Annotated in this window: 26 protein-coding genes, 1 other RNA gene and 1 pseudogene; 18 read left to right on the forward strand and 10 right to left on the reverse strand. The window is 44.3% G+C overall.

Annotated features, from left to right (window positions below; genetic code table 11):
• Positions 1–17: 17 nt before the first annotated feature.
• The 4 genes from AC0YOD_RS06620 to AC0YOD_RS06635 all read left to right on the forward strand — a co-directional run bounded on the left by AC0YOD_RS06620 (position 18) and on the right by AC0YOD_RS06635 (position 3416).
• Positions 18–1316 carry a CapA family protein gene (locus AC0YOD_RS06620; protein WP_475798492.1) on the forward strand — a complete coding sequence of 433 codons (1299 nt, stop codon included), beginning with the start codon at positions 18–20 and terminating at the stop codon, positions 1314–1316.
• A 30-nt stretch (positions 1317–1346) separates the two neighbouring features.
• Entirely contained in the window at positions 1347–2081 is a 735-nt protein-coding gene (locus AC0YOD_RS06625; RefSeq protein ID WP_475798493.1) for a glycerophosphodiester phosphodiesterase, read from the forward strand.
• A gap of 104 nt (positions 2082–2185) precedes the next feature.
• Positions 2186–3052, forward strand: a complete 867-nt coding sequence (locus AC0YOD_RS06630; RefSeq protein ID WP_475799310.1) for a DUF92 domain-containing protein — start codon at positions 2186–2188, stop codon at positions 3050–3052.
• Positions 3053–3164: 112 nt separating this feature from the next.
• Positions 3165–3416, forward strand: a complete 252-nt coding sequence (locus AC0YOD_RS06635) for a hypothetical protein (RefSeq protein ID WP_475798494.1) — start codon at positions 3165–3167, stop codon at positions 3414–3416.
• A gap of 156 nt (positions 3417–3572) precedes the next feature.
• On the opposite strand, the gene pepF is transcribed toward AC0YOD_RS06635, so the two are convergent.
• The 3 genes from pepF to AC0YOD_RS06650 all read right to left on the reverse strand — a co-directional run bounded on the left by pepF (position 3573) and on the right by AC0YOD_RS06650 (position 6052).
• Positions 3573–5363, reverse strand: a complete 1791-nt coding sequence (gene pepF / locus AC0YOD_RS06640) for an oligoendopeptidase F (protein ID WP_475799311.1) — start codon at positions 5361–5363, stop codon at positions 3573–3575.
• A 194-nt stretch (positions 5364–5557) separates the two neighbouring features.
• Complete coding sequence (locus tag AC0YOD_RS06645; RefSeq protein WP_475798495.1) at positions 5558–5740, reverse strand: hypothetical protein; 183 nt, start codon at positions 5738–5740, stop codon at positions 5558–5560.
• A gap of 78 nt (positions 5741–5818) precedes the next feature.
• Positions 5819–6052, reverse strand: coding sequence for a hypothetical protein (locus AC0YOD_RS06650; RefSeq protein WP_475798496.1), 234 nt, complete (start codon positions 6050–6052; stop codon positions 5819–5821).
• 153 nt (positions 6053–6205) lie between these two features.
• On the opposite strand from AC0YOD_RS06650, the gene AC0YOD_RS06655 reads away from it, so the two are divergent.
• The 3 genes from AC0YOD_RS06655 (at position 6206) to AC0YOD_RS06665 (ending at position 8074) form a co-directional block, all read left to right on the forward strand.
• Complete coding sequence (locus AC0YOD_RS06655) at positions 6206–6913, forward strand: class I SAM-dependent methyltransferase (RefSeq protein WP_475798497.1); 708 nt, start codon at positions 6206–6208, stop codon at positions 6911–6913.
• A gap of 79 nt (positions 6914–6992) precedes the next feature.
• A complete protein-coding gene (locus tag AC0YOD_RS06660) occupies positions 6993–7190 on the forward strand; it encodes a cold shock domain-containing protein (RefSeq protein WP_475798498.1) in 198 nt (65 codons plus the stop codon).
• 164 nt (positions 7191–7354) lie between these two features.
• Positions 7355–8074 (forward strand): YebC/PmpR family DNA-binding transcriptional regulator, encoded by a 720-nt coding sequence (locus tag AC0YOD_RS06665; RefSeq protein WP_475798499.1) that lies wholly within the window; start codon positions 7355–7357, stop codon positions 8072–8074.
• A 92-nt stretch (positions 8075–8166) separates the two neighbouring features.
• On the opposite strand, the gene AC0YOD_RS06670 is transcribed toward AC0YOD_RS06665, so the two are convergent.
• Positions 8167–9354 (reverse strand): MFS transporter, encoded by a 1188-nt coding sequence (locus AC0YOD_RS06670; protein WP_475798500.1) that lies wholly within the window; start codon positions 9352–9354, stop codon positions 8167–8169.
• Between the two features lie 133 nt (positions 9355–9487).
• Here AC0YOD_RS06670 and AC0YOD_RS06675 point away from each other — a divergent pair, with 133 nt between their 5' ends.
• The 3 genes from AC0YOD_RS06675 to pfkA all read left to right on the forward strand — a co-directional run bounded on the left by AC0YOD_RS06675 (position 9488) and on the right by pfkA (position 11910).
• Complete coding sequence (locus tag AC0YOD_RS06675) at positions 9488–9805, forward strand: hypothetical protein (protein WP_475798501.1); 318 nt, start codon at positions 9488–9490, stop codon at positions 9803–9805.
• A gap of 77 nt (positions 9806–9882) precedes the next feature.
• Positions 9883–10911, forward strand: a complete 1029-nt coding sequence (locus AC0YOD_RS06680) for a tetraprenyl-beta-curcumene synthase family protein (RefSeq protein WP_475799312.1) — start codon at positions 9883–9885, stop codon at positions 10909–10911.
• Between the two features lie 30 nt (positions 10912–10941).
• The gene (gene pfkA / locus AC0YOD_RS06685; RefSeq protein ID WP_475798502.1) at positions 10942–11910 is read left to right on the forward strand and encodes a 6-phosphofructokinase; all 969 of its coding nucleotides are present in this window, start codon (positions 10942–10944) and stop codon (positions 11908–11910) included.
• A gap of 74 nt (positions 11911–11984) precedes the next feature.
• Here the strand turns inward: pfkA and AC0YOD_RS06690 are convergent, their stop codons facing one another.
• The 3 genes from AC0YOD_RS06690 to AC0YOD_RS06700 all read right to left on the reverse strand — a co-directional run bounded on the left by AC0YOD_RS06690 (position 11985) and on the right by AC0YOD_RS06700 (position 14495).
• On the reverse strand, positions 11985–13181 hold the full coding sequence (locus AC0YOD_RS06690; RefSeq protein WP_475798503.1) for a putative glycoside hydrolase: 1197 nt from the start codon (positions 13179–13181) through the stop codon (positions 11985–11987).
• Positions 13182–13322: 141 nt separating this feature from the next.
• Entirely contained in the window at positions 13323–13517 is a 195-nt protein-coding gene (locus AC0YOD_RS06695; protein ID WP_475798504.1) for a hypothetical protein, read from the reverse strand.
• Positions 13518–13655: 138 nt separating this feature from the next.
• Positions 13656–14495 (reverse strand): YitT family protein, encoded by an 840-nt coding sequence (locus AC0YOD_RS06700; RefSeq protein ID WP_475798505.1) that lies wholly within the window; start codon positions 14493–14495, stop codon positions 13656–13658.
• 154 nt (positions 14496–14649) lie between these two features.
• Here AC0YOD_RS06700 and cshA point away from each other — a divergent pair, with 154 nt between their 5' ends.
• The 4 genes from cshA to AC0YOD_RS06720 all read left to right on the forward strand — a co-directional run bounded on the left by cshA (position 14650) and on the right by AC0YOD_RS06720 (position 17957).
• Positions 14650–16260: a degradosome RNA helicase CshA gene (gene cshA, locus AC0YOD_RS06705; protein WP_475798506.1), complete on the forward strand. Its 1611-nt coding sequence runs from the start codon at positions 14650–14652 to the stop codon at positions 16258–16260.
• A gap of 189 nt (positions 16261–16449) precedes the next feature.
• Positions 16450–17226 carry a YesL family protein gene (locus AC0YOD_RS06710; protein ID WP_475798507.1) on the forward strand — a complete coding sequence of 259 codons (777 nt, stop codon included), beginning with the start codon at positions 16450–16452 and terminating at the stop codon, positions 17224–17226.
• Between the two features lie 47 nt (positions 17227–17273).
• Positions 17274–17456: non-coding RNA, 6S RNA (gene ssrS, locus AC0YOD_RS06715), on the forward strand.
• Positions 17457–17570: 114 nt separating this feature from the next.
• On the forward strand, positions 17571–17957 hold the full coding sequence (locus tag AC0YOD_RS06720; RefSeq protein WP_475798508.1) for a DUF1499 domain-containing protein: 387 nt from the start codon (positions 17571–17573) through the stop codon (positions 17955–17957).
• Between the two features lie 75 nt (positions 17958–18032).
• Here AC0YOD_RS06720 and tpx read toward each other — a convergent pair whose 3' ends face one another.
• Positions 18033–18551 (reverse strand): thiol peroxidase, encoded by a 519-nt coding sequence (gene tpx / locus AC0YOD_RS06725; RefSeq protein WP_475798509.1) that lies wholly within the window; start codon positions 18549–18551, stop codon positions 18033–18035.
• A gap of 103 nt (positions 18552–18654) precedes the next feature.
• On the opposite strand from tpx, the gene AC0YOD_RS06730 reads away from it, so the two are divergent.
• On the forward strand, positions 18655–19296 hold the full coding sequence (locus AC0YOD_RS06730) for a rhomboid family intramembrane serine protease (RefSeq protein WP_475798510.1): 642 nt from the start codon (positions 18655–18657) through the stop codon (positions 19294–19296).
• Positions 19297–19341: 45 nt separating this feature from the next.
• On the forward strand, positions 19342–20238 hold the full coding sequence (gene gltC / locus AC0YOD_RS06735) for a glutamate biosynthesis transcriptional regulator GltC (protein ID WP_475799313.1): 897 nt from the start codon (positions 19342–19344) through the stop codon (positions 20236–20238).
• Between the two features lie 86 nt (positions 20239–20324).
• On the opposite strand, the pseudogene AC0YOD_RS06740 reads toward gltC, so the two are convergent.
• Positions 20325–21005 (reverse strand): annotated as a pseudogene (locus tag AC0YOD_RS06740) (zinc metallopeptidase).
• Positions 21006–21040: 35 nt separating this feature from the next.
• Entirely contained in the window at positions 21041–21496 is a 456-nt protein-coding gene (locus tag AC0YOD_RS06745; RefSeq protein WP_475798511.1) for a MerR family transcriptional regulator, read from the reverse strand.
• Between the two features lie 353 nt (positions 21497–21849).
• Here AC0YOD_RS06745 and AC0YOD_RS06750 point away from each other — a divergent pair, with 353 nt between their 5' ends.
• Both AC0YOD_RS06750 and AC0YOD_RS06755 read left to right on the forward strand, forming a co-directional pair.
• Complete coding sequence (locus AC0YOD_RS06750) at positions 21850–23214, forward strand: ammonium transporter (RefSeq protein WP_475798512.1); 1365 nt, start codon at positions 21850–21852, stop codon at positions 23212–23214.
• A gap of 42 nt (positions 23215–23256) precedes the next feature.
• A complete protein-coding gene (locus AC0YOD_RS06755) occupies positions 23257–24324 on the forward strand; it encodes a DUF294 nucleotidyltransferase-like domain-containing protein (protein WP_475798513.1) in 1068 nt (355 codons plus the stop codon).
• Positions 24325–24335: the final 11 nt, after the last annotated feature.

The raw sequence follows: 24335 nt of genomic DNA on the forward strand, positions 1-24335 counted from the left end.
AAGAGGAGCCATCTTCCATGCAGGTATCGCGGTCCGAGTCCCGTCAGAGGGACAATCTAAAGCGTAAACAAAGGGCTAAACGGCTTGTTGTGGTTAATTTTACGCTGCTTGGGGTTATTATAATAGTAGTGGGTATATGGTTTTTCGCAACCAATTCTGATAGATTTCAAGATTTGCTAGATCGCAGCGGACTGGACAAGAAGGAGCAAACAGAGGCAGTACAGCCAAGCTCTCCACCTAATCCGAAGGATGAGCAAACAGGAACTGATGAGAATTTAAGCGGCGACAATGAGGTTGAGGGCAGCAATGAAGCTGTTCCGCCAAAGGATGAGGAAACATCTAATGAGCAGCCTGTTGTTGAAGCTGATGAGGATGATAAAATTACGCTCTCCTTTGTTGGCGATTTGCTGGTCGGTGAATATGTTAATGCAGTGATGCAGCGTGAAGGTTTTGATTTTTTATATCAAAAATCATTGTTATATCTAAGCGATTCGGACATTACGGCTGGTAATTTGGAAATGCCTGTTACGAATCGCGGAGTTCCGGCAGAGGGCAAGGATTATGTGTTCAAAGGCTCGCCAGATATGCTGCCAGCGATGCGAGATGCAGGCTTCGATGTTGTGAGCTTGGCTAACAATCATACACTTGATCAAGGTGTAGAAGGCTTGTTGGACACGATGAAATATTTGGATGATACGGGTATTTCACATATGGGAGCCGGTAATAACGATACGGAAGCTTTTGCTCCCGTAATTAAAGAGGTTCGAGGTATTAAGGTTGCCTATATCGGACTAAGCAAAGTAGTGCCGAAAGTAGAATGGAAAGCGGATAAGAATGTAGCTGGCGTTGCAGAGACCTATGATACTCGCCGCGCGGTTGCCGCTATTGAGAATGCAAAAAAGGATGCGGATATCGTCGTTGTTATGGTCCACTGGGGCAAAGAGCGTGTCGATCAACCGGTTCAGTATCAAAAGGATTTTGGAAGACAGTATATTGATGCTGGGGCAGATTTGGTCATAGGCAGCCATCCGCATGTCCTTCAAGGGTTTGATGTATATAAAGGCAAATACATTGCATACAGTTTAGGAAACTTTATTTTTAGCGCGAATCCAAAGGAAACAGCGGGAGAGACCGGTGTGCTTGACGCAGTCTGCACAAAAAGCGGTGATTGTGAAATGACTTTTCATCCTATGTTTACGGTTAATGCCCAGCCAACGCCATTGGAAGGTGATAAGGCGAAGGCGCTCCTAGCTCGCTTGACGTCCATTTCTTTTGGCGTGAAGCTAAATGATGAAGGCAAGTTTATTCCGGAGTAACGGAGGCCTTCTGAGAGGAGGAATACGGAAATGAGAAATGAATGCGCAGCACATCGTGGCTGGTCAAGCCAAGCTCCTGAGAATACGATGGCGGCATTTCGATTAGCGATTGCTGATCGTGATATAAAATGGATTGAACTTGATGTTCAGCTGTCAAAGGATAACGTTCCTGTCGTCATTCATGATTACACACTGCGTAGAACGACAAATGGCAAAGGCAACGTAAAAGATAAGACAGCAGCAGAGCTTACTGCGCTTGATGCAGGCAATTGGTTCTCGCAAAAATATCAGGGAGAAACGATCCCAACGCTTGAACAGGTTTTGAGGGAATCGATTGGTCATTGCAAGCTAAATATCGAGCTGAAGAATGATGGCATTCGATACCCGATGATTGAAGAGAAGGTATTCGAGCTTTTGCAAGCTTACGACGCAGTAGGCGAGGTCGTTATTACTTCCTTCCATGAAGGCACACTGCATCGGATGAGAAAGCTCTCCAATGAAATTCAAACAGGCCTTATTATAGATAGTTGGCGCAATTCTCTTCCCAAAGAGCTTAATGAGCTCGGCTCAACCTTTCTATCTATCGGATATGCGAGACTAAATAAGGATCGAATAGCGATGCTGAAGGAAGCTGGCATACAAATCATGGCATGGACGATCAATGATACGAAGACGATTCGCAAGGTCGCCGCGCTGGACAATGAAATTATGATATGTACAAATTATCCTGACCGCTGGCATGAGGCAATGCTTCAACGCGCATAATGCTGTTAAGAGGTTGTTGCGAATAGGTACTAGTAATTAGGCAGATGCTTAATCAAAATAAGATTAAATTGAAAATGTTTCACATGCAGGAGGTTGCTCGTTGTATGGTGGGAATTTTTGAGGAATGGTGGATAAGGCTGCTTGCCGGTTTACTCGGCAGCGGCCTTATTGCTTGGGCAGCTTATCGTGTTCGGTCTTTGTCCCTGTCAGGGGCTTTGTCTGCGGTAATTATGGGGACAGGCTTCGTGACGCTCGGTGAGCCTGTTTGGTTCGGTTTGCTGATTGCTTTTTTTGTATCTTCTACATTGTTGTCGAAGTGGAAGCGCAAGCATCGGGCTAAGGCTGCAGCCGAAGCCAAGTATGAGAAGACCGGACGGCGTGATGCCGGTCAAGTCTGGGCAAATGGCGGTGTGGGTTTAGTGTTGTGCGCCGCCCATGCACTGTGGCCCCATGAGGGCTGGCTGTTCGCATACATCGGTGTCATGGCATCTGTTAACGCAGACACTTGGGCCACCGAGATCGGTGCCCTCAGCAAGACCGCGCCGCGAATGGTTACGAGCGGCAGGCGGGTGAGTGCAGGCACGAGCGGCGGAGTCACGCCGCTCGGCAGTGCAGCAGCGCTGACAGGCGCCGCGTTCATCGGTGCCGTTGCCGCGCTGCTGCTGGCGGCCCCGCAGCATGCTGATGCTGCTGCGGGTACGCCTGGCGGCGGAGCCGCAGCGGCGGCATACATCGCCGCAGCGGCTGCCGCCGGCCTGGTCGGTGCCTTCGCCGACTCTTTGCTCGGCGCAACCGGCCAGGCCATGTATCGCTGCCGGGTATGCGGCAGCGATACCGAGCGCGCCGCGCATTGCGGCAGCGCGGCGGAGCATATACGCGGCTACGCCTGGTTGAACAACGACAGGGTGAATCTCCTGTCGTCGCTTCTCGGCGGCGCGCTTGCCCTCGTCATAGGGGCGGTATTGTACTAACCGCCTCCTATGGATATGCAAGTAAACTTACATTTACACAGCATTAGACTAATATTCATTCACGTATCTACACCCAAACAACCAAGAAACACATTCAAAGGAGAATCTCTTCATGATAGGAAAACGAGCTTTACTCGCAGTAGTGGCAGTTACCGGTATTCCGGAAGAACTGCTGAAGGAAACAGAAGGAGGAGACGAATACAGCGCTTTTCTTTCAAGTCTTACTGGAAAGAAATACTGCGTCGAATCTGCTTGGTATGTCAATCGACTACCTGCCGATGAGAAGGAAGAAATGAACATAATAGGCGAGCATGATGGGCTTTACGTTTATGAAGAAAAAGCTTGGTGGTCGGATCTGCTATAATAGCGCATAAAAAAAAGACCGCCAAGTTTCCTTGACGGTCCTAACCTAATCGTTTCACACTACGCAATTGCATAGCATTTAGCAGTCGCTTTTTACTTCGCAACGCATGCATTTCGCAAAAGCTCCGCTCTGCATAATTGCCTCACATTACGCCATTTACTTCGTTAATTGCTCCATTTGACCAATCAGATCTTCGAACACGCTCATCGCTTGCTCGATTGGCTCAGGTGAGGACATATCAACGCCGGCTTTCTTCAAAATGTTAATGGAGAAGTCGCTGCCGCCGCTCTTCAGGAAGCCGAGATAGCGATCAACTGCAGGCTGGCCTTCCTCCAATATTTGCTTGGAGAAGCTTGTAGCTGCCGAGAATCCAGTTGCGTATTTGTAAACATAGAAGCTGTTGTAGAAATGGGGAATGCGAGCCCACTCCATTTCGATGTCTTTGTCGATAACCATACCATCTCCGAAGTACAAGACGTTCAGATCATAGTAGATTTTGCTAAGCTCCTGCGGAGTCAGTGAATCTCCTTGCTCGGCGCGCTCATGTACGATTTTCTCAAACTCTGCGAACATCGTCTGACGGAATACCGTTGTACGGAACTGATCAGCGTAATACGTGAGCAAATACATTTTTTCCTTCGGATCTTTTGTTTTATCAAGCATGTAATCCATCAAAAGCGCCTCGTTCAACGTTGAAGCGACCTCAGCTAGGAAAATCGTATATTGGGCATCACGATAAGGCTGATTCGTATCCGAATAATAGGAATGGAGCGCGTGGCCCATTTCATGGGTCAAAGTGAACATGCTGTTCAAATTGTCATTATGGTTCAGCAGCACATAAGGATGTGTGCCGTAAGCTCCCCAGCTGTAAGCGCCGCTGCGTTTGCCTTCATTCTCATACACATCAATCCAGCCGTTGTTAAAGCCCTCGTTAAGTACTTTTAAATAGTCCTCACCCAGCGGCTTGAGACTTTCATTGACTGTTTTTTTCGCTTCCTCATACGTAATGTCCATTTTGAACTCGTCAATAAGCGGAGCGAATAAATCATACATATGAAGCTCATCAAGACCAAGCATCTTTTTGCGAAGCGCCATGTATCTGTGCATGAGCGGAATGTTCTTATGGATGGTATCAATCAGGTTCGTATACACTTCCTGAGGGATGTTATCGCTGTATAGGGACATATCCAGAGCTGTATCAAACTTACGAGCTTTGGCATAAAAAATATTTTTTGTTACATTTGCATTGAATGTTGTTGCAAGCGTGTTTTTCAGCTTGCCGTACGTATCGTACATCGCTTTGAAGGCTTCACGGCGAACATCGCGATTTTTACTCTCAAGAAATTGTATGTAACGGCCGTGAGTAAGCTCGACTTCCTCGCCGTCTTCGTTTTTGATTTTTGGGAATTTAAGATCGGCATTGTTGAGCATGCTGAAGATCGTGCCAGGGGCCGAGCTGATATTGCCGACTTGAGCCAGCAGTGCTTCTTCATTTTTAGATAGAATATGTGCCTTCTGACGGCGCATTTCTTCTAGCGTATGGCGGTATTTTGCGACCGATTCATCAGCTATGATTGCATCTAATGCTTCATCTGATAGGCTGAGAACTTCAGGTGTAATGAAGGATAGTGCTTCACCTGTTTCTACACTAATCTTTTTGGATTTATCTGATAGCGATTGGAAGGAAGGCTCTGCTGTGTCCTCGTGATGCTTCATGTTTGCATATACATACAGTCGTTCCACGTGCAAGGAAAGCTCATCCTCAAGCTCGAAACAAGCTTTAAGCTGTTTTACATCTCCAAGCTTGCCTTGAAACGCAGCAACTTTTTTTATTAATGCCTTTGCTTCCTGAAATTCCTTGTCCCATGCGGCTTGGTTTTTGAATAGATCCTCAAGATTCCAGCGGCTCTCCAGTGCGGATTCTGAACGCTTTGGTAGGTTACTCATCGAATTCCTCCTTGGTATGGATAAGGTTGGTGTAGCATGCGGGTTATTGGCTGCCTCATCTATGGATGAGGCAGATCCCGGCACTAGGCTTAATACAAGCAGCAAGGCTAGCCATTTCATCCGTTTATCACCTCAAGACACAGTTTTTGGTTACTATGTCCAGAGATCATATGGAATATGCAAGGATTGGAACGCTAGGCGGTGCCCATTGTAAAAAACGAATAAACGATAAGAAAAAAGGCAAAAGCAATAAGCAAGATGGAAGCCATCGCAAGACCGCGGCGCAAGTTTGGCGGCATGCTATCTTTTTTGAAAATAACGAGTGCTCCCATTGCGAAGGCTGCAATAATAAAAACAACAGTAGCGGTAGTATCCATCCTTTGGAAAAGCCTCCTAAAAAATAATACGTAAAGATATGTTCGTCGAGCAGGCAGAATTGTCCTGCTCGATAACAATTAAACTTCCTTTAAAGCGCTCATGATCGCTTCTAATTCTTCTTCGCGTCCAACAAATTCGGATTCACGAAAGCGGTTCTTAGCCCAATGCATCATTTCAGGGCGGCTAATGAACGTATGAGTATCCTCACCCCATTGATCGGAGATCTCTCTAGCGATAAGTGTCTTGCCTTGAACTTCAACCGTCAACATATTATATTTGTCGGTCTTGTAAATTTGGTGTTTCTTAAACATAGAATTTTTTCCACCTTTTGCAAATTTAATTATTATGGTATCCTTATCATCATAGCCATTATGGAGGCTGTAATCAATACGAAGCGTAATAAGCAGATGGAACGAGCCTAGATGAGATGAGATTGAATGAGCTGAGACGAGGAGAGTGTAGGAATGAGTAAACAGATTTATGAACAGATTGGTGTCGCTATGACATGTAGAAGCTATGAGGAATATGTTGCTATGTTCGATCTGCAGGAAGCGGATCTTACACGCGGCATGATTCTTGATGTAGCGGCTGGAGGTTCCTCTTTTACGGCAGAAGCGAATGACAGGGGATATGTTGCCTTAGCCATTGATCCGCGATACGGATTAGAGGTTGAGGAATGGGTGCCCCATGCTGCTGAGGAAATCATTTCGTCGACTGCCAAATTAGAATCGCTTAAGGAGCGATTTGATTGGAGTTATTATGGGTCTTTAGATAATCATATGTCAGGCCGTCAGGAATCCCTCAAACGATTTTCAAACCATGTATCTGCAAGCATGAAAGCAGGGACTAGCCCATATATAGATGGGCGATTACCGGAGCTTCCCTTCCAAGATAATGAATTTTCTCTTGTGCTATGCAGTCATTTTATGTTCTTATATGCCAATCAATTCGGCTATGAATTTCATATAAATTCAGTTTTAGAACTGATGCGTATTTGTAAGCCAGGTGGAAAGATTCTCATTTACCCACTTATATCACTTAGTTGGGAGCCGTATCCGCAGCTTGAAGAGTTAATGGAGACGATCATAGCAAATGGTGGAGTTCCACAATTAACCGCTTCTAAGCTGCCGTTCATCCCTGGATCTGATCATTTTTTACAGATTTCACTTTAATTGCTTTTTTATTTTGACATCGATATAATGATGCTACTCGTCGTTTCAAAACGGCGGACATATTTAGGAGGTTGTTCAATTGAAAGGAACAGTTAAATGGTTTAACGCGGAGAAAGGCTACGGCTTTATCCAAACAGAAGGCGGAGAAGACGTATTTGTTCATTTCTCAGCAATTGAAGGCGAAGGTTTTAAATCATTGGATGAGGGTCAAGCGGTCGAATTCGACATTACTGAGGGTAACCGCGGAGCTCAAGCGGCTAACGTCAATAAACTATAGGACCATATGTGAATGATGGAATGGAGGGCTTCCCGCTATGGGAGGCCCTCTTTCTGTTATGAATACTCCCAAATGAAGCGGCGAGCAACCCTTGATTTTATTGACCATGTCCTGCTTGCGGTGATAAACTATTGCATGGAAACTTTGTCAGGGGAGCGAGCATAATGAAATTTAAATTGTTCAAAGACCGTAAAGGTAAGGCCGATCAGGCTAAAAATAACAAGTTCGTAAAGCTGGGACGTGATATTTACGTTCAAGCGCGCAGGGGTGGACCTAACCCCGATGCAAACTTCGGTTTGAAGACTGCAATTGCGAATGCAAAAGCGGAGCAAATGCCTAATGACAACATTGAGCGGGCTATTAAAAAAGCAGCTGGCGCTGGAGAAGGCGTTGAGTATGACGATATCATGTACGAAGGCTATGGCCCCGGCGGTGTAGCTATTATGGTTAAATGCTTGACGGATAATCGCAACCGTACAGCTGCTGATGTTCGTTCTGCTTTCAACAAACGCGGCGGAAACATGGGAGAGAGCGGCTGTGTAGGCTATATGTTCGATCACAAGGGACTGCTTGTTGTTGATCGCGAAGCCCATGAGACTGATGAAGACTCCATGCTTATGATTGCATTGGAAGCTGGAGCTGAAGATGTCGTTGTGAACGAAGACAGCTTTGAAATATTGACGCACCCTCATGAGTTTGAACAAGTTAAAAACGCATTAGAGCAAGAAGGATTTACTTTCGTCAATGCAAGCGTGCGTTGGTTGCCGCAAAATATCGTTAAGGTAGAAGGCGAGAATGCGGAAAAGCTGCTTAAAATGATGGATGCTTTTGAAGATAACGATGATGTTCAGGATGTATATTCTAATTTCGAAATTAATGAGTAGTTCCTGAATCTATTCATAAAATAGGGCTGCCTCGAACGTGTATCTGTATCAGACACGTCCTCGAAGCAGCTCTATTTGTTGTTTTTGCCTACTTATCTATCGTTACGGCTTAGCAAATGTCTGGAGAGGAAGCCTGCCGCAGCTACTAATGCGAATATTGCACCCATATTGAAGAAGGCCGCTCTTCCAAAATGCTCATAGATATACCCGCCAAACAAGCCGCTGATGACGCCCGCAACGCCTGTCCAGATGACAGCATAAACGGCTTGTCCAGACGCGCGATATTGTGGGGGAATGAGCTGTGACAGGTAACGAAGTGCAGTAGAGAAGTAGATGCCGAATGAAATGCTATGCATCGCTTGGGTGGCAATAACCCAGATTGGGTCTTGAATGAAGCTTAACAGCCAAAGTCTGATTGCATACATAACGGAAGCAATCATAAGGAGCGGCAGCTCTTTGAATTTATGTCCGTATTTGCCTAGAAGGAACAAGATCGGAATCTCACTCAAAGCGGATACGAGCCACGCAAGCCCAACAAGAGAATCACTTGCCCCCATATGTCGCATGGTCACAGCAAGGAACCCTTCGTACATCCGGTGAGGGATGGAAATGGTAAGTATGATGATAAAGAAAATGAGAACATCCCGCTGGCGAAGAAGCTTAAAGAAGCCGGAAAAATCAATTTTACGCGCGCTGCCTTGATAATCTCTGATGCGAGTAGTTAGGCATAGCGTTATGGCTATCGTGCAAAGCGCAAGCGGAAGCGTCCACTGTGAGCCGATATGCTTAAGTATAAGTCCAAAGGTATATGCCGTTATTGCAAAGCCTAGCGAGCCGAAAATACGAATAAGTGCATAAGGTGTTCCGGTATAGGGGGTAGATAATAACAGCAAGCTGTCACTTAAAGGATTGATTGGTGTTTGAAAAAAATAAAAGCCCATCATGACGAGACATACTAGAGCAAAGCTTTCAGTTGGGATGAGCAATGAGATCATGACGAGTTGACCGAATAACAGCAGCATGAGCAGTTTTTTTATCGTTCTGAATTTATCGCTTGCCAGTCCAAGAATGAGGTTGGCAAAAATTGAAATAAAAGGCCCTGTTGAATAGATGATGCCGATTTGTTGTTCAGAGAAGCCCCTATCAAGAAAATAAAGCGGTATAAAGGAGACAACCATTGCAGCAGTAGAGTAAGCGGAGAAGCTGTAAATCCGCAGTGCACGTGTCTCTTTTCGCGCTGATGCAGAGCGTTCTATTGATTGGGAATCTGAAATATCCATAATTGAAAGGTCACTCCATCTCTCTCAGTAAACACACGTTTAACAGTATAGCATGGATTAGAATCTACTCCAATGCGATTTCAAGCTGGATTATTGTGTGCTGAAATGGTACATTTAGAGGTGGAGGGTTAGTATGGGATTCTATCGTTTTGATTGGAATGAGCGGCTTCGGATCCATCTTCCAGTATTGGAAATGGAATGGGAGCAGTATGAGTCGTCCGAGCAGCTTGCGATCGTGGAAGAATGGGAGCTTATACGCGGGACAATTCCAGACCGCATCATGGAGTTAGAGGTGCTTATTAATATAAAGCAAGCTCAGCTGTTTGAAGAGGATAGCTTTGAGCAATCCTGTATATTAAACTATGATATTGCCGAATATGCGAGTACAATTAATGATTTACACATTTGGTACCGCATGGATCAGCAGTTGGAATTGCGCCAACATTCATGAACATGTTTTGAGGAGGGCGAGTCGTGAGATTAACGACCTTATCAGGCAAGCGTGTGCCTCAAGGCCCGCTAAAGCTCATGCATCGTGTATATAAATATGTCCTTCCCGAGGTCGAGCGAGAGCTGGATCAGCTTCGACGCTTAGCACTGGAAATACCTGATGCTGAGCTAAGAACACAAGCGCTAGATAGTATGGATAACAAAAAATTTCATTGTCAAGGCGGAAGCGTATATGCAACTGCTAATTTAGAGCAGAAGCATGTACTCATTCCACTTATTGTAGCGCTTCAGACCATTAGTGATTATTTGGATAATTTATGCGATCGAAGCACCTCGCTGAATCCCGATGACTTTCGTTTATTGCATCAGTCTATGCTGGATGCCGTCAATCCCGAAGCGGAGCTTCAGGATTATTATGCATTGCGTGCAGAGAAGGACGATGGGGGTTACTTGCATCATCTTGTTCGGATATGTCAGCTTCAAACGGCAAAGCTCTCTTCTTATGAATCGGTAAAGCCTTATGTATTGGAACTGATAGGCTTATATGGTGATTTACAAGTGTACAAGCATGTTCACAAAGATTTGCGTGAGCCGCTGCTGTTAACTTGGTGGGAGCTTCATCGGGAAGCTTATCCTGCTCTGCAATGGAATGAGTTTGCTGCTGCTACCGGCTCAACACTAGGTGTGTTTATGCTATTTCTGGCAGCGAGCGAGGAGAACCTCTCCAGCGTTGATGCAGAGGCGATCAAAAATATTTATTTTCCGCATGTTTGCGGTTTACATATTTTGCTTGATTATTTAATTGATCAAGAAGAGGATCGTGCTGGTGGAGATTTGAACTTTTGCAATTATTACGCTAATGACAGTCTGCTTGTTGAGCGCTTGGACACCATTGTGAACCGGGCGCGGGAAGATGTGAAGCAGTTGCCTGCTTCGCGATTCCATCGTTTGATTATTGAAGGGCTGTTAGCTCTCTATTTGTCAGACCCGAAGGTCCGTCACCAGGCGGAGGTACGAGATGTTTCGAGAAAGCTTATGAAGAACAGCCCGCTGACGCGCCTGTTTTTTCTCATAAACAGTATCTGGATTCGGAAACAACAAGCTTAACTATAAATTAAACAATGTGGAGGAATGACCATGTCTGCAGTCAAATCAATTGCAGTAATGACAAGCGGAGGAGATTCGCAAGGAATGAACGCAGCCGTTCGGGCTGTTGTAAGAAGCGCTTTATTTTATGGATTAGATGTGTATGGTGTACAACGCGGTTTTCAAGGTCTTCTTAACGATGATTTGCGTCAAATGGATCTGCGGAGCGTAGGCGATATTATTCAGCGCGGCGGTACGATTTTGCAAACAGCAAGATGCAAAGAATTTACAACGTTAGAAGGCCAACAACGTGGTGCGGAAGTGCTTCGCTCCAGAGGCATCGATGGTCTTGTTGTTATTGGCGGCGACGGCTCTTATCAAGGTGCGAATAAGCTGAGCAAGCTCGGAATCAAGACAATGACTCTTCCTGGAACAATCGATAATGATATTCCATTTACGGATATTACAATCGGTTTCGATACAGCGGTTAGCATTGTAGTAGATGCTATTAACAAAATTCGTGATACTATGTCTTCGCATGAGCGTTCTTCAATCGTAGAGGTTATGGGACGTCATTGCGGCGATATTGCTCTTCATGCGGGTCTTGCAAGCGGCGCAGAAACGATTCTAGTGCCAGAGGTTCCTTTCGAGCTTACTGAAGTTGCCGAGCGTATGAAAACGAATTTTGCCAAAGGCAAGCGTCACAGTATTATCGTTGTTGCTGAGGGTGCGGGCAAAGGGGAAGATGTTGCGAAGCAAATTACGGCTAACAGCGGCATAGAGCCTCGCGTGACGGTGCTAGGTCATATTCAGCGTGGAGGTACGCCGACAGCAATTGACCGTATTTTGGCAAGCCGTCTTGGTGATTTTGCTGTAAGAAAGCTTATGGAAGGCGATTCCGGTAAAGCATGCGGCGTCATTCAAGGTGAATTGGTAACGACTGATATTGAAATCGTTGTGAATACGAAGAAAGCATTTGATATGAATATGTATGACCTTGCGCTTCGTTTGTCTCAATAATTCAATAATTTTAATATAATAAGCATAAAAAAGGTCAATCGCCGCTACCGTCGATTGACCTTTTTTTATAACTTTTAATCATAGTTCACATTTGGTGTATATTTATTCCCTGCGTTCCATAATAGAAACTCATTGATGCCATTTTCTTTTAATGCCTTAATTTGAGCCTCGACCTCAGCCTTGCCATATTTCACATAATGCCCCTTGCCAAGCCAGCTCGCTGTAAAATCCTGAATCCATGGACGAATAATCGGCTTAAGCTCACCGGTGCCGTCAAGCTTCTTATGGGTATCGATCATTGCACCTTTAATCGTTTCATACGGGCTCTTATCGGGATCCTTCTGTTTAAACCAGCCAGTACTGTAATGACTTGGGTAGATCATAGGTGATATGACATGAGAATCATTTGATATTTTGACGAAATCCTGTCCGATCCCTTCAGCAGTGGGTACAGAAGCTGCGTATCCGAAAATATCGACTGAAACCCTCACACCAAGCGGCTCAAGCTGCTCGCGTGCATATTTAACAAATCCAGTAACGGTATCTACGCGGCTTTGATCCGATTTGTTAAAGGTCAATGAGGCAGCTTTGTTCTCAAAGCCTTCTGGAAATCTTACGTAATCAAATTGAATCTCTTTAAAACCAACCTTTGCAGCTTCTTTTGCTACAGCGACATTGTAATCCCATACTTCTTTTCGGTAAGGATTGACGAAGCTTTCACCACGTCCGTTTTTCCATATGGTGCCATCCTGATGAAGGAATGAAAGCTCTGGCTTTTTGCGTGCAAGCACGGTGTCCTTAAAAACAACTATTCGAGCGATGGGATAAATGCTATGTGTCTTAAGTGTACTCATTAGCTCAGAGATATCGGGTATGAATTTTTTGGTGGCTCCCAGCTCTAGTAATTCAGGTGTCTTCGATGGATAAGTTATGTACCCGTTATCGTCTTTAATATCAATGACCATGCTATTAAGTGAGGTGTCATCTAAAAGCTTTAATAAAGATTCCATTCTCGCACCGCCAGCGCTGTGTGCTGTCACATAAATGCCTTTAATCGCAGGAGTGTCAGGCTGCGGATCTTTTTTTACATCGGACACGGCCGTTTGTCCATTGTCAGCACCCCAGACAAGGTCCGAATCCGTTTTTATTATGGTATGACCGGCGGCCGAATTAATGTAAGCAGCGGTAAGCTGCTTGGCAGCCGAACTGCTTTCACCTTCACCAGTAAGCAAGCCGTAAAGCAGCAGTAAGGCTGAAAAGATAATATCCATATGCTCTCTCCCTGTTTGCTATGTCTTTTCAGATTATAAAACAGTTAGATGCTGTGGTCACCTCTTTTTTTAAAATAAAAAACAAAAAGCCAGTCGATTTGATCTCGACTGGCGCATAAATAATCGGTGTGTCCCGCATTGTCATTGTAACAAAGCATCTCTCTGCTGATTGCAAATACTGTGCTGCACAATCTCCATTGCGTCAGCAGGCTCTAGTAAGGCGAGTCCGTCACGCAATACAATGCTGATGTCCAATTCGCGTTCAGTGAGAAAGGGACTAAGCTCAGGGGCAAGCTTCTCTACAATTCGAGACAATTTGACCGTTTCCATATCCATTGAGCATCACCCTTTCATATCTAATGTTCAGGGGAAATCATATGGCAAGAAACCAAAGCTACGGGATACAAATAGTATATCAGGATCATTTTAAAAAACATAGGGATACTGCGTAAAATCCATATATGCGTAGATGACTTATTCCTTTGGCTTGGAGAAGTCACCGATCACACCGACTGTTTCGACAATATTAATGAAAGCTTTTGGATCAATGGCGGTAATGGTTTTGTTCAGATCTGAGATTTCGTATTTAGTACGAACAGTCATAAGCATATCGCGATCGGTGGATGAAAAAGCGCCGCGTGTTTTTATTATCGTAATGCCGCGCGGGTGACTGAGCAGCTTGGCAAGCAGTTCTTCCGTCTTGGTTGTTACGATAAATGCTGTAAGCTTAATATGCCGCACATGGATGAGATCTACTACTTTGCCGGCAGAAAAGATGGATATCAGAGAATACAGTGCCAAATCCCAATTTTTCGTAAATAAAACCAAAACAGCGATGACAGCACCATTTAATAAGAAAATAATCATGCCTATCGGTAAATCATGTCTTCTCGTTACAATAGAAGCGATGATATCAAAGCCGCCGGATGAACCGCCATATCGCAAGGTCAAACCTGCACCGAAACCAATAATAACTCCCCCAAAGACTGCGCCTAGCATAATGTCATCTACAATTTTCATCACTGGAATAACCTGTAGGAGGACTGTTGATACAACAACAGTAAACAAGCTCCAATAAATGAATCGGCGTCCTAGAATAAACCAACCCCAAATCAATACGGGGAAGTTTAAAATAAAATAAAGCCAGGCGATATTTCCACCTGTAATATAACCAATCATCATAGAAACCCCTGATAATCCGCCGCTTAACAGCTGATGAGGGATAAGAAATAGATTGAATCCAAGAGCTATTAGAAAGGAACCTGCGGTCATAATCGGTACCGTTAACAGATAACGCATGGCATGCGTGCTCAAAATAATCGCTCCTAAACATTCAAGGTAATTTTTTCTGTAATTTAACCCACTTAGTATGGCTATAATAGCTTTGCTGGTATTCATGAATGTTTCTGTGCTATAATGATTTAGATATTCTTAAGTAGGCTGCAGATAAAAGGAGTTTGAGAAAAGTTTGAAAACATTTGCTGAATTTGGCTTGGAACCAAAAGTGTTACAAGCAATTACCGAACTTGGATTCGAGGAATCTACCCCGATTCAAGACAAAGCGATCCCCATTGCTATGGCAGGCAGAGATCTTATTGGCCAAGCACAAACGGGTACAGGAAAGACAGCGGCATTCGGAATTCCGCTCATTAACAAAATTCCGACAAGCGAGGAACGCATTGTCGCATTAATAATGACGCCAACCCGTGAACTCGCTATTCAAGTGGCTGACGAGATCGGGAAGTTAACTCGATACAAAGGTCTTCGCTCATTGCCAATTTACGGTGGACAAGAAATTGGCCGTCAAATTCGCGCATTGAAGAAGAAACCACAAATTATTATCGGTACACCAGGTCGTTTGCTCGACCACATTAACCGCAAGACTATTCGTCTTGAAGATGTACAAACCGTTATTTTGGATGAAGCAGATGAAATGCTTGACATGGGCTTCATGGAGGATATCCAATCCATTTTGAAACAAGTACCGGACGAGCGCCACACTATGCTGTTCTCCGCTACAATGCCGGCTAACATTCAGAAGCTTGCACAGCAATTTCTGAAAAATCCAGAGCATGTTTCGGTTATTCCAAAACAAATTACAGCTCCGCTAATCGAGCAATCTTACATCGAAGTGCACGAGCGTCAAAAGTTCGAAGCGCTAAGCAGATTGCTTGATATGGAATCGCCAGAGCTAGCTATCATCTTCGGTCGTACAAAACGCCGGGTTGATGAGCTTAGTGAAGCCCTTCAAAAACGCGGTTACACAGCTGACGGTTTGCATGGTGACTTGTCACAGAACCAACGTGACAGCGTAATGCGTAAATTCCGTGACGGCAGCATTGATGTTCTAGTAGCAACTGACGTTGCTGCACGTGGACTAGATGTTTCGGGCGTAACGCACGTAATCAACTTTGACCTTCCGCAAGATCCTGAGAGCTATGTTCACCGTATCGGTCGTACTGGCCGCGCAGGTAAAGAAGGTACAGCTTGGTCATTCGTAACTCCACGTGAAACGGATCACCTGCACTTCATCGAGAAAATCACTCGCCAAAAGATGAATCGCAAACCGCTTCCAAGCATTGCTGAGGCTATCGAAGGCAAACAACGCGTAACAGCAGAGCGTTTGCTCGAAGTTGTTCAAAATGATGAGTTCTCGGAATACAAAGCTATCTCCATTCAATTGCTTGAGCAATACGATTCCGTTCACTTGCTTTCCGCAGCAATCAAATTGCTAACTGGCGAGAAGAAAAACGTTGAAATCGAATTGACACCAGAAGATCCGCTTCGCGCTAAAAAACGTAAGCCTGACATTCGTTCAAGCGGACGTCCATTTAACCGCAGCGGCGGCTCATCTTCATACGGCGGCAATCGCAGCAGCACTGGCGGAAGCGGCGGCGGAGGTTATCGCGGACGCGATGACAGACGCAGCAGCGGAAGCAGCAGCTCGAGCAGCAGCAGCAGCTCACGTGGTGGCTACGGAAGCAACAGCACTGGTGGTTACGGAAGCAAAAGAAGCAGCGAAGGACGTCCTGAAAATCGTCGTCCAAAAAGCAGCTCTGACGGCTACGTAAACAACTAATTAATGATAAAAAAACCGAGGAAGTCCGTGATGCCTTGCGGGCATCCGTACTTTTCTCGGTTTTTTATTGTTATGGTGTTTCGTTTTTCACTTCTATTATTACGACACAGATATACTAATAATACTAAGTAGATAAACAGTACAAGCCTGAAGAGGTACATATATCTTACTTTTCTGGAGGCAGAACCGATGGAACCAAGAGGGCTGATGGGTGGGTTTTACCGAATATCTGAGTGGATTATGCGATTATCGGCTATTAATATTTTATGGTTAATCTGTTCAATTCCATTTCTTTTCTTCGCGTGGGGAATACTCCTTTCGACCGATGTCAGTCAAGTATATTCCATGCTGATTGCAATGGCAGTTGTTGCGCCATTTACACTATTTCCTGCTACAGCAGCTATGTTTGCTGTTGCACGTAAATGGGTAATGGGAGAAACCGATGTCGCGTTGTTTAAAACATATTTTCGCGGTTACAAGGAAAACTATAAGCAAAGTATGCTAGGCGGTATTATCTATACATTACTGCTTGTCATTATGGTTGTTGACTTTATCGTTTATCGTGAACAACTGAATCTGCTATCTTATATTTTCATCGCGTTCCTCTTGTTGCTTATCGTATCGCTGTTTAATTTTTTCTCGATGCTGGTTCATTACCATATGAAAACGTTTCAATTGCTGAAAAATGCAGTGCTCATTACGATTGGTAAGCCATTCCGTTCGTTCTCAACCGCGATCATGAGTGGGGCAGTCATTTATTTCAGTACTAAATTTACGTTTCTCATTCCATTTTTCATGGGCAGCATCATCGCTTACCTTTCATTCTGGAACTTTTATCTGATCTATCAGAAGCTTCAGGATCAAGCTGAGAAGGCAAGGTTAGCGGAGGAAGAAGATGCAGAGACGGCTGCTGAGCTTGATCGAATTGACCTAGTGAAGGACGATTCTAACGGCTCCAGCAAATAGCCATCTCTTAACATTTACTTTTGCTTTTGTTAGGTCTATAATAGCAATACCTCCTGCGATGCTCGTTACGGCTTTACGCTGTTTTGAACCAATGGCTGTTTCACGGGAGACCTAAATCGAAACGTGGCTGACATGCCCCCGAAAGGGGATCTCAAAAACGATTCTGCGGTCACCCACCTGCGTAAGCGGGTTCAGAAACATGTGAGTCGGACGGCATAGGCGGGTACCATTTTTAAAATCAAAGAGCGTTTGCTGGTGAAATCCGGTGATAGCTCTTTTTTCATAGGACAAATCATGGTATCATAGAGAGTAATGTACATAGATGCCGGAGGGGGAGATTGTTGTTGTTGAAGCGGACCTTGATCGGGCTACTGCGCAGTCATGAACAGACTGGTGACAAAGCTAAGGATCCAATGCTCAAATCTCATTTCTATAAGTTGTCGAAAGATAAGGCTTGGGAAGAAGTAATCTCGACTCTTAAGAAGATGCAAGGTTATAAGGTGCTGCATGAGGTTCAGTCGGTTGGTGAGATTGTACTTGAGAAACGTACGGCATTTGGAAGAACGATGGACATTACAATTTCCGTCATTGGTGTGAATCCCATGCAATCGGCGGTTGATATTTATTCCGCATCTCGCGGTTCTTTAGGGGATCTAGGGTCTAATTACAGAGTCATTTTGGATTTGTATCGTACACTTGATAAGAAGCTTGCTGCTTTTAAAGTATCATAAAGTAAACATAAACAAAGCGAGGAAGGATTGTCCTTCACTCGCTTTGTTTGCAGTCTACGATGTTTAACCTAACAATTAAATAAGCGCTTTTGCCGCATTGATTGCTGACTCGTAGTTCGGGTGCTCTGTCATTTCAGGCAAATACTCCACATATTGTACCTTGTCGTTAGCATCAAGTACGAAGATTGAACGTTGATTAAGGCCTAACTCTTTGATGTATACACCGTATGAATCACCAAAGCTATGTGCTTTATAGTCAGAGAGCAATACAACTTTGTCGATACCTGCAGCACCGCACCAGCGAGCTTGTGCGAATGGAAGGTCAACGCTTACGGTTAGAATAACAACATTGTCGCCAAGTGATCCGGCAGCTTCGTTGAAACGACGTGTTTGCGCATCGCATACACCTGTGTCGATAGAAGGTACTACACTGATTAATTTAACTTTACCGGAGTAGTCTTTAAGGGATACCGTTTCTACAAGCGACTTGTTCAATGTGAAATCAGGAGCTTGGTCACCAATCTTTAATTCTGGTCCAACTAATGTGATCGGGTTGCCTTTGAATGTGGCAGCACCAGTACGTTCTTGTGTCATGTGTAATTTCCTCCTCATTATGGAATGCTCAATACCAGTTTTATTATAATCGTATTGAAACGACATTGTCCAATTGTTGGAGAGAAAAGGGGTTGATGAATGGATGATTTTTTTACGTTATGAGAGTTTTCGTTCTTACTTAAAGCTTTATCCGGTTACGTCTGCTGTTATTGCTTTGAATATTGCTTATTTTATTATTGTTGCTTGGACTGGGGATGCGAATAATGCATACCATGCAATCGATTTTGGGGCATTTGTAACCCATCCGACTGCTGATCCGTATGGTATGTTGCAGCCATGGCGTTATGTAACGTCCATTTTCATGCATTCTGGGCTTGAGCATCTGCTTTATAATATGTTTGCTCTACTCGTTTTTGCACCGCCATTAGAGAGGCTGTTAGGGTCGTTACGTTATGTTGGATTTTATTTCCTATGCGGAATTGCCGGAAATGGATTGAGTGCTTTTGTGCATAGTATAGATGGCAGCACGCAAGGGCATGTTGGGGTTGGTGCCTCGGGAGCGATTTACGGTATCTATGGTGCTTTTTTATTCATTTCTTTATTCAGGAAAGCGCAGCTAGATGATGGATCACGAAAAACGGTTTATACCATTTTGATATTTGGTGTAATTTATTCCGTGCTTGTGCCGAGAGTTGATCTTTGGGCTCATGCAGGAGGGGCTATAGCTGGTTTTCTATTATATAAATTGTTTGATCGTGCAAAAGCGTGGAAACAGCGACACTAGTAAAGAAACTTACAATATGTGTACACGGGAGAGAATATAACCGGTATGGAACTTCGTCAGCTTCAGTATTTTGTGCAAGTGGCTAGAAAAGAGCATGTGACTCAAGCAGCAGAGGAATTGCATGTTGCGCAATCAGCTGTAAGTCGGCAGATTCACCAGCTTGAGGAAGAACTAAATGTGAAATTGTTTGTTCAAAAGGGTCGGAATCTGCAGCTGACTCCAGTTGGCCAATTGTTCTTAAAGCGCGCTGAAGTCATTCTGGCTGATTTGGATCGTGCAGTTGTCGAAATCCATGAATTTTTAGATCCTGAGAAGGGTGAAATCAGACTTGGATTTCCGCATAGTTTAGGTACTTCATTAATTCCGCAGGTCGTAGCAGCTTTTCGGAAGCTGCATCCTAATGTACGATTCCGGTTTAAACAGGGTATGTATCCTTCCCTTATTCGTGACCTGAGCAAAGGGGATATAGATCTAGCGTTTATCTCTCCTTTTCCTAAGGGGCATGAATTTGTTTGCGGTGAAGTGCTGCTCTCGGAAGAGCTGTATGCGATCTTGCCGCCAGGTCATCCTTTGTCTGATCAAGATTCAATCGAACTGCGTGAGTTGGCTGAAGAGACCTTCGTCTTATTCAGTGAAGGCTACTCGTTGCGGCCAATTGTATGGGATGCCTGTCAGGAGGCAGGATTTACTCCGAAAATCGGTTTTGAGGGACAAGAGACAGATACCATTCGTGGATTAGTTGCGGCGGGTATGGGTGTAAGTCTGCTCCCGGAGATGGCTCTGCACTATACAGGACCGCTGCAACCGACTAAGGTTAGGGTTACCGAACCGCAAGTTACGCGTACAATTGGTCTTATTAGACGTAATAATGAAAAACTGCCGTTGGTAGCGAAGGTTTTTCATGGTTTCTTAATTAACTTTTTTAAGGATCGAACCAAATAGCTTAAAATAAATAGGAGCTGCTTTCACTTGGCCGTATGAAGACCAAGTGGAGCAGCTCCTGTTTTTTTTGTTAGCGACTTAACTTGCTATTCGTTTCTGCTTCCGCCGACAAAGATCATAATGTACCTGATTAGTTCTAGCAAGGAGAGTAGGGCAGCAGCGACATAAGTTAGTGCTGCGGCATTTAGAACCTTTGCTACGCCGCGCTCTTCATTATTCGTAATGAAGCCTTCTGAGACCATAATATCTCGAGCTCGGTTGCTGGCATTAAACTCAACTGGAAGCGTAATGACCTGAAACGCTACTGCCACCGAGAAGAAGATAATACCAAGGCCGATTAAGTTTAAATACGAGAATAGAATACCGGCAATGAATAGAAACGGTGCAACGCCTGATGCAAAGTTGACCAATGGGAAGATGCGATGACGAAGCACGAGCATTGGGTAGTGCTCTGCGTGCTGGATAGCATGACCAACCTCATGACAGGCAACGGATATAGCTGAAATTGAATTTTCGTATTATACCGGCTCTGACAAGCGTACAACACTATGGATAGGGTCATAATGGTCTGTTAAGGTGCCGGCAACAGGTTCGATTGGAATATGCTGCAGTCCGTTGGAGTCAAGCATGCGACGAGCTGCCTCGTAACCGGTAAGTCCGCTGTTCGCCTGTACTTTGGTCCATTTCTTAAACGTGCCTTTGACTCGGAATTGTGCCCAAATCGTTAAGATGAAAGCCAAAACGATGAGAATGTAAATAAATATCATAGTAATTCCTCCATTATATTCTTGTAATGAGATCGTTACATAAGAGAGCTTTTATTGATAAGGAGCATGATTGCTTCAATGCATGCTGCTGTTTGAGGCATCAAGCGTGTGTACAAGTGATTGGCTTGACGCGGTTTCAGCTTATTGATTACAGGTTCTAGTTCTTTGACCTCTCGCTCTAACTGAGTCAAGTGAACCTGTAAATCATTCAACTTGCGTGAAACCTGCTCTTCTGGTGTGATTTTGCTCCAGCTATGAAGAGAAGCTTTGATCTCATCCAACGTATATTTATCTTTTTTCATCTCTTCAATACGTTCAAGACGCTGCAAAGTTTCATCATCGTAAATGCGATAGTTTTTGGCTGAGCGTTCAGCGGGCTTGATTAAACCTATTGAAGTGTAATAATCAATGGTTCTTGCGCTGATCTTTGCAAGCTTGGATAACTCCCCGATACGGTACATAATTAGTCCCTCCATTCTTTCCTCGTTCATTATCTTCTATAGAAGGAGATTTTACGAGCACCATCCTCTGGTTAATTCTTTTGTTTCTATGTACCTATGATAATAGGAAAGTAACCATACAGTCAAACGTGTTACATGACTATGTAACTAGAGACCGTTTTATGTCCCGAAAGATTGAAAATGCGAAGAATAGCTACCGTTACAAGTGGTTTTGAGGGTTGATTTCACTAAATTCTTAACGTTCGTGTCAGATTACATGCCGAATGTTAGATTTTTTTTAGAAAATAGTTAAAAACGTATTGTCAAAATGAGCACTTCTGACTATAATGACATTAAGTCTTTCCTAGCATGTAAGGAAACATAACACTTAGGGAGTGGTCGTAATGATTAAGAAAACGATGTTAGCTTTAGGGATTTTCACTTTGCTCTTCCCAGTAGCGGCGTTCGCTGAAGATCCTTCAGCTGCAACACTAAACATGGGTCTCAACTCACTTTGGGTTATGCTATCTTTTATACTTGTCCTACTCATGCAAGGTGGTTTCATATTACTCGAAGCAGGATCTACTCGAATGAAAAACGCCGGTCATGTTGCAGGTAAAACAATTTTCACTACTGGTTTAGCAGCACTTATTTATTGGGCATTTGGTTACGGCATTGCATTCGGCGGTGATAGTTCCATTAATGCAGTAATTGGTTGGGGTGATTTCTTCTTCAATCCATCCATTAGTGCAGTTGAAGGTGATAGCTTTCCTAGCACAGTATTCTTCTTATTCCAATTAGCATTTGCTGCTGTATCCCTTTCCATCGCTTGGGGCGGTTTCGCAGAAAGAGCTAAGCTTTCCTCATACATCGTATTCACGTTATTCTTTGTAGCTATTATTTACCCAACGGTTGCTCACTGGATTTGGGGCGGCGGCTGGCTTGCTGCAGATGGAGCACAAGACTTTGCAGGTTCCACGGTTGTTCACTTAACAGGCGCGCTTGCAGCATTTGCAGCAACAGTATTACTTAAACCGCGTATCGGTAAATTTAACAAAGATGGTTCAGCAAATGAAATTTTAGGACATAACCAAGTTTTCACAGCTCTTTCCGTATTGCTATTATGGGTAGGTTGGTTCGGATTTAATGCAGGTAGTACAGTTGCAATCGGCGATGGATTCTTCGGATTTGTAGCTTTTAACACGATGCTTGGAGCAGGCGCAGGCGGCGTTGCAGCGCTTCTCATTTCTTGGGCAGTTACAGGTAAAGCGGATATTACAGCAATGCTTAATGGTACGCTTGCAGGTCTTGTAGCAATCACAGCTTCATGCGCATTCGTTGATCCTTGGGCAGCAGTAGTAATCGGCCTTGTAGCCGGTGTTCTCGTATTCTTCAGTGTAAAATTCTTCGAAAAAATCAAAGTTGATGATCCCATCTATGCATTGTCCGTTCACGGCGCTGCTGGTATTTGGGGTACACTAGCAAATGGTATCTTTGCAACGCAATTGCTAGCTGATAAAGTAGGAGTAGGTACAGGCGGTTTGATCGACACAGGCAGCTGGAAACAACTCTGGGTACAATTTGAATCGGTAGTCGTTGTAGGTGCATTCGTACTAGCGGCATCATTCCTAGTGCTAGGTGTAATGAAACTCATCATGGGCTTCCGAGTGACAGAAGAGCAAGAAATTGTAGGTCTTGACCTAAGTGAGCATGGCGCTTATGGTTATCCTGAGCAAATGAAAAAACCTAGCTCAAACATTCAAGGATAACAGGAGCAATCATGATTTGCTGATCGAGGGGAGAGGCGTGGCATGAGTGATCCGATGCGCTTGCAACTGCTGAAGCAGATTGGCTCAGCTGATCATGCTGATATGCTGCGAAGCTTGCGGGATCAAGTACAGGATCAGTTGAAAACTCATCTCCCTACGCGACCGGTCGAACAATTTAACGAAGAATTGAATGAGGTGCACGACGCGATTATAAGGCGTTCGATTATCCTCGCAGAAGCGGAAATGGCACGGGTGGGGAAGGGTTCTCCCCCCGTGCCTTACGCATATTTATTGTTCGGCAGCGGAGGGCGTAAGGAGCAGACATTAACCAGCGATCAAGACAGCGGAGTGATCTACGAGAATCCTGTGACTGATTCAGAGAAAGTAAAACTATATTTCAGAGAGCTGTCCTCACTTATTGTTGTGTCATTACAGAAGGCTGGCTATCCTCCTTGTGAAGGGAATGTACTGAGCAGCAATCCAGAATGGTGTCTTTCCTTATCAGAATGGAGCCAGCGCCTTGATGAATGGTTTGAGGAGCCGGCATGGGAAGCCGTTCGCTATTTGCTCATCATTGCGGATTGCCGTTATGTGTATGGAGAAGCTCGATTGCATGATGCGCTGAAGGACTTATTCTTTACGGATATGCTGAATCATCCTATTATTTTAAAGAGAATGCTTGAAAATACGATGCGTCACAAAATGCTGCTAGGCATCTTCGGTCAATTATTGAAGGAGCAGTATGGCCTTGATGCGGGCAGTCTAGATATCAAATATGGCGCTTATATTCCAATGGTCAATTCGATTAGACTATTATCTATCCAATTTGGCATTCGTGAGACGTCAACTTTGGATAGAATCAATAAACTAATCGAGGCTGGTAAGCTTACTGAAAGTGATGGAGCTATTTATTTACAAGCCTTTAGATTATTTATAAGACTACGTTTAATGACAACGGAGTCGATCGAACAAGGTTATTATGTAGGCAACGGAAAGCTGTCGAGTGAAAAGCTGACGAAGGAAATGACCGATGAACTTAAGAATAGTCTGCGTCTAGGCAAGAAGCTGCAAAAAGCAGTATTCAAGCAAACGATGGGCAGGCTGACGTAAGGCGGTGGTAT

This window comes from Paenibacillus sp. J31P13, assembly GCF_056269295.1.

What these genes read in the sequence shown, in the direction of transcription:
- AC0YOD_RS06620 (WP_475798492.1), top strand. Translation starts at nt 18, where the DNA reads ATGCAGGTATCGCGGTCCGAGTCCCGTCAGAGGGACAATCTAAAGCGT.
- AC0YOD_RS06625 (WP_475798493.1), top strand. Translation starts at nt 1,347, where the DNA reads ATGAGAAATGAATGCGCAGCACATCGTGGCTGGTCAAGCCAAGCTCCT.
- AC0YOD_RS06630 (WP_475799310.1), top strand. Translation starts at nt 2,186, where the DNA reads ATGGTGGGAATTTTTGAGGAATGGTGGATAAGGCTGCTTGCCGGTTTA.
- AC0YOD_RS06635 (WP_475798494.1), top strand. Translation starts at nt 3,165, where the DNA reads ATGATAGGAAAACGAGCTTTACTCGCAGTAGTGGCAGTTACCGGTATT.
- pepF (WP_475799311.1), bottom strand. Translation starts at nt 5,363, where the DNA reads ATGAGTAACCTACCAAAGCGTTCAGAATCCGCACTGGAGAGCCGCTGG.
- AC0YOD_RS06645 (WP_475798495.1), bottom strand. Translation starts at nt 5,740, where the DNA reads ATGGATACTACCGCTACTGTTGTTTTTATTATTGCAGCCTTCGCAATG.
- AC0YOD_RS06650 (WP_475798496.1), bottom strand. Translation starts at nt 6,052, where the DNA reads ATGTTTAAGAAACACCAAATTTACAAGACCGACAAATATAATATGTTG.
- AC0YOD_RS06655 (WP_475798497.1), top strand. Translation starts at nt 6,206, where the DNA reads ATGAGTAAACAGATTTATGAACAGATTGGTGTCGCTATGACATGTAGA.
- AC0YOD_RS06665 (WP_475798499.1), top strand. Translation starts at nt 7,355, where the DNA reads ATGAAATTTAAATTGTTCAAAGACCGTAAAGGTAAGGCCGATCAGGCT.
- AC0YOD_RS06670 (WP_475798500.1), bottom strand. Translation starts at nt 9,354, where the DNA reads ATGGATATTTCAGATTCCCAATCAATAGAACGCTCTGCATCAGCGCGA.
- AC0YOD_RS06675 (WP_475798501.1), top strand. Translation starts at nt 9,488, where the DNA reads ATGGGATTCTATCGTTTTGATTGGAATGAGCGGCTTCGGATCCATCTT.
- AC0YOD_RS06680 (WP_475799312.1), top strand. Translation starts at nt 9,883, where the DNA reads ATGCATCGTGTATATAAATATGTCCTTCCCGAGGTCGAGCGAGAGCTG.
- pfkA (WP_475798502.1), top strand. Translation starts at nt 10,942, where the DNA reads ATGTCTGCAGTCAAATCAATTGCAGTAATGACAAGCGGAGGAGATTCG.
- AC0YOD_RS06690 (WP_475798503.1), bottom strand. Translation starts at nt 13,181, where the DNA reads ATGGATATTATCTTTTCAGCCTTACTGCTGCTTTACGGCTTGCTTACT.
- AC0YOD_RS06695 (WP_475798504.1), bottom strand. Translation starts at nt 13,517, where the DNA reads ATGGATATGGAAACGGTCAAATTGTCTCGAATTGTAGAGAAGCTTGCC.
- AC0YOD_RS06710 (WP_475798507.1), top strand. Translation starts at nt 16,450, where the DNA reads ATGGAACCAAGAGGGCTGATGGGTGGGTTTTACCGAATATCTGAGTGG.
- tpx (WP_475798509.1), bottom strand. Translation starts at nt 18,551, where the DNA reads ATGACACAAGAACGTACTGGTGCTGCCACATTCAAAGGCAACCCGATC.
- AC0YOD_RS06730 (WP_475798510.1), top strand. Translation starts at nt 18,655, where the DNA reads ATGATTTTTTTACGTTATGAGAGTTTTCGTTCTTACTTAAAGCTTTAT.
- gltC (WP_475799313.1), top strand. Translation starts at nt 19,342, where the DNA reads ATGGAACTTCGTCAGCTTCAGTATTTTGTGCAAGTGGCTAGAAAAGAG.
- AC0YOD_RS06745 (WP_475798511.1), bottom strand. Translation starts at nt 21,496, where the DNA reads ATGAACGAGGAAAGAATGGAGGGACTAATTATGTACCGTATCGGGGAG.
- AC0YOD_RS06750 (WP_475798512.1), top strand. Translation starts at nt 21,850, where the DNA reads ATGATTAAGAAAACGATGTTAGCTTTAGGGATTTTCACTTTGCTCTTC.
- AC0YOD_RS06755 (WP_475798513.1), top strand. Translation starts at nt 23,257, where the DNA reads ATGAGTGATCCGATGCGCTTGCAACTGCTGAAGCAGATTGGCTCAGCT.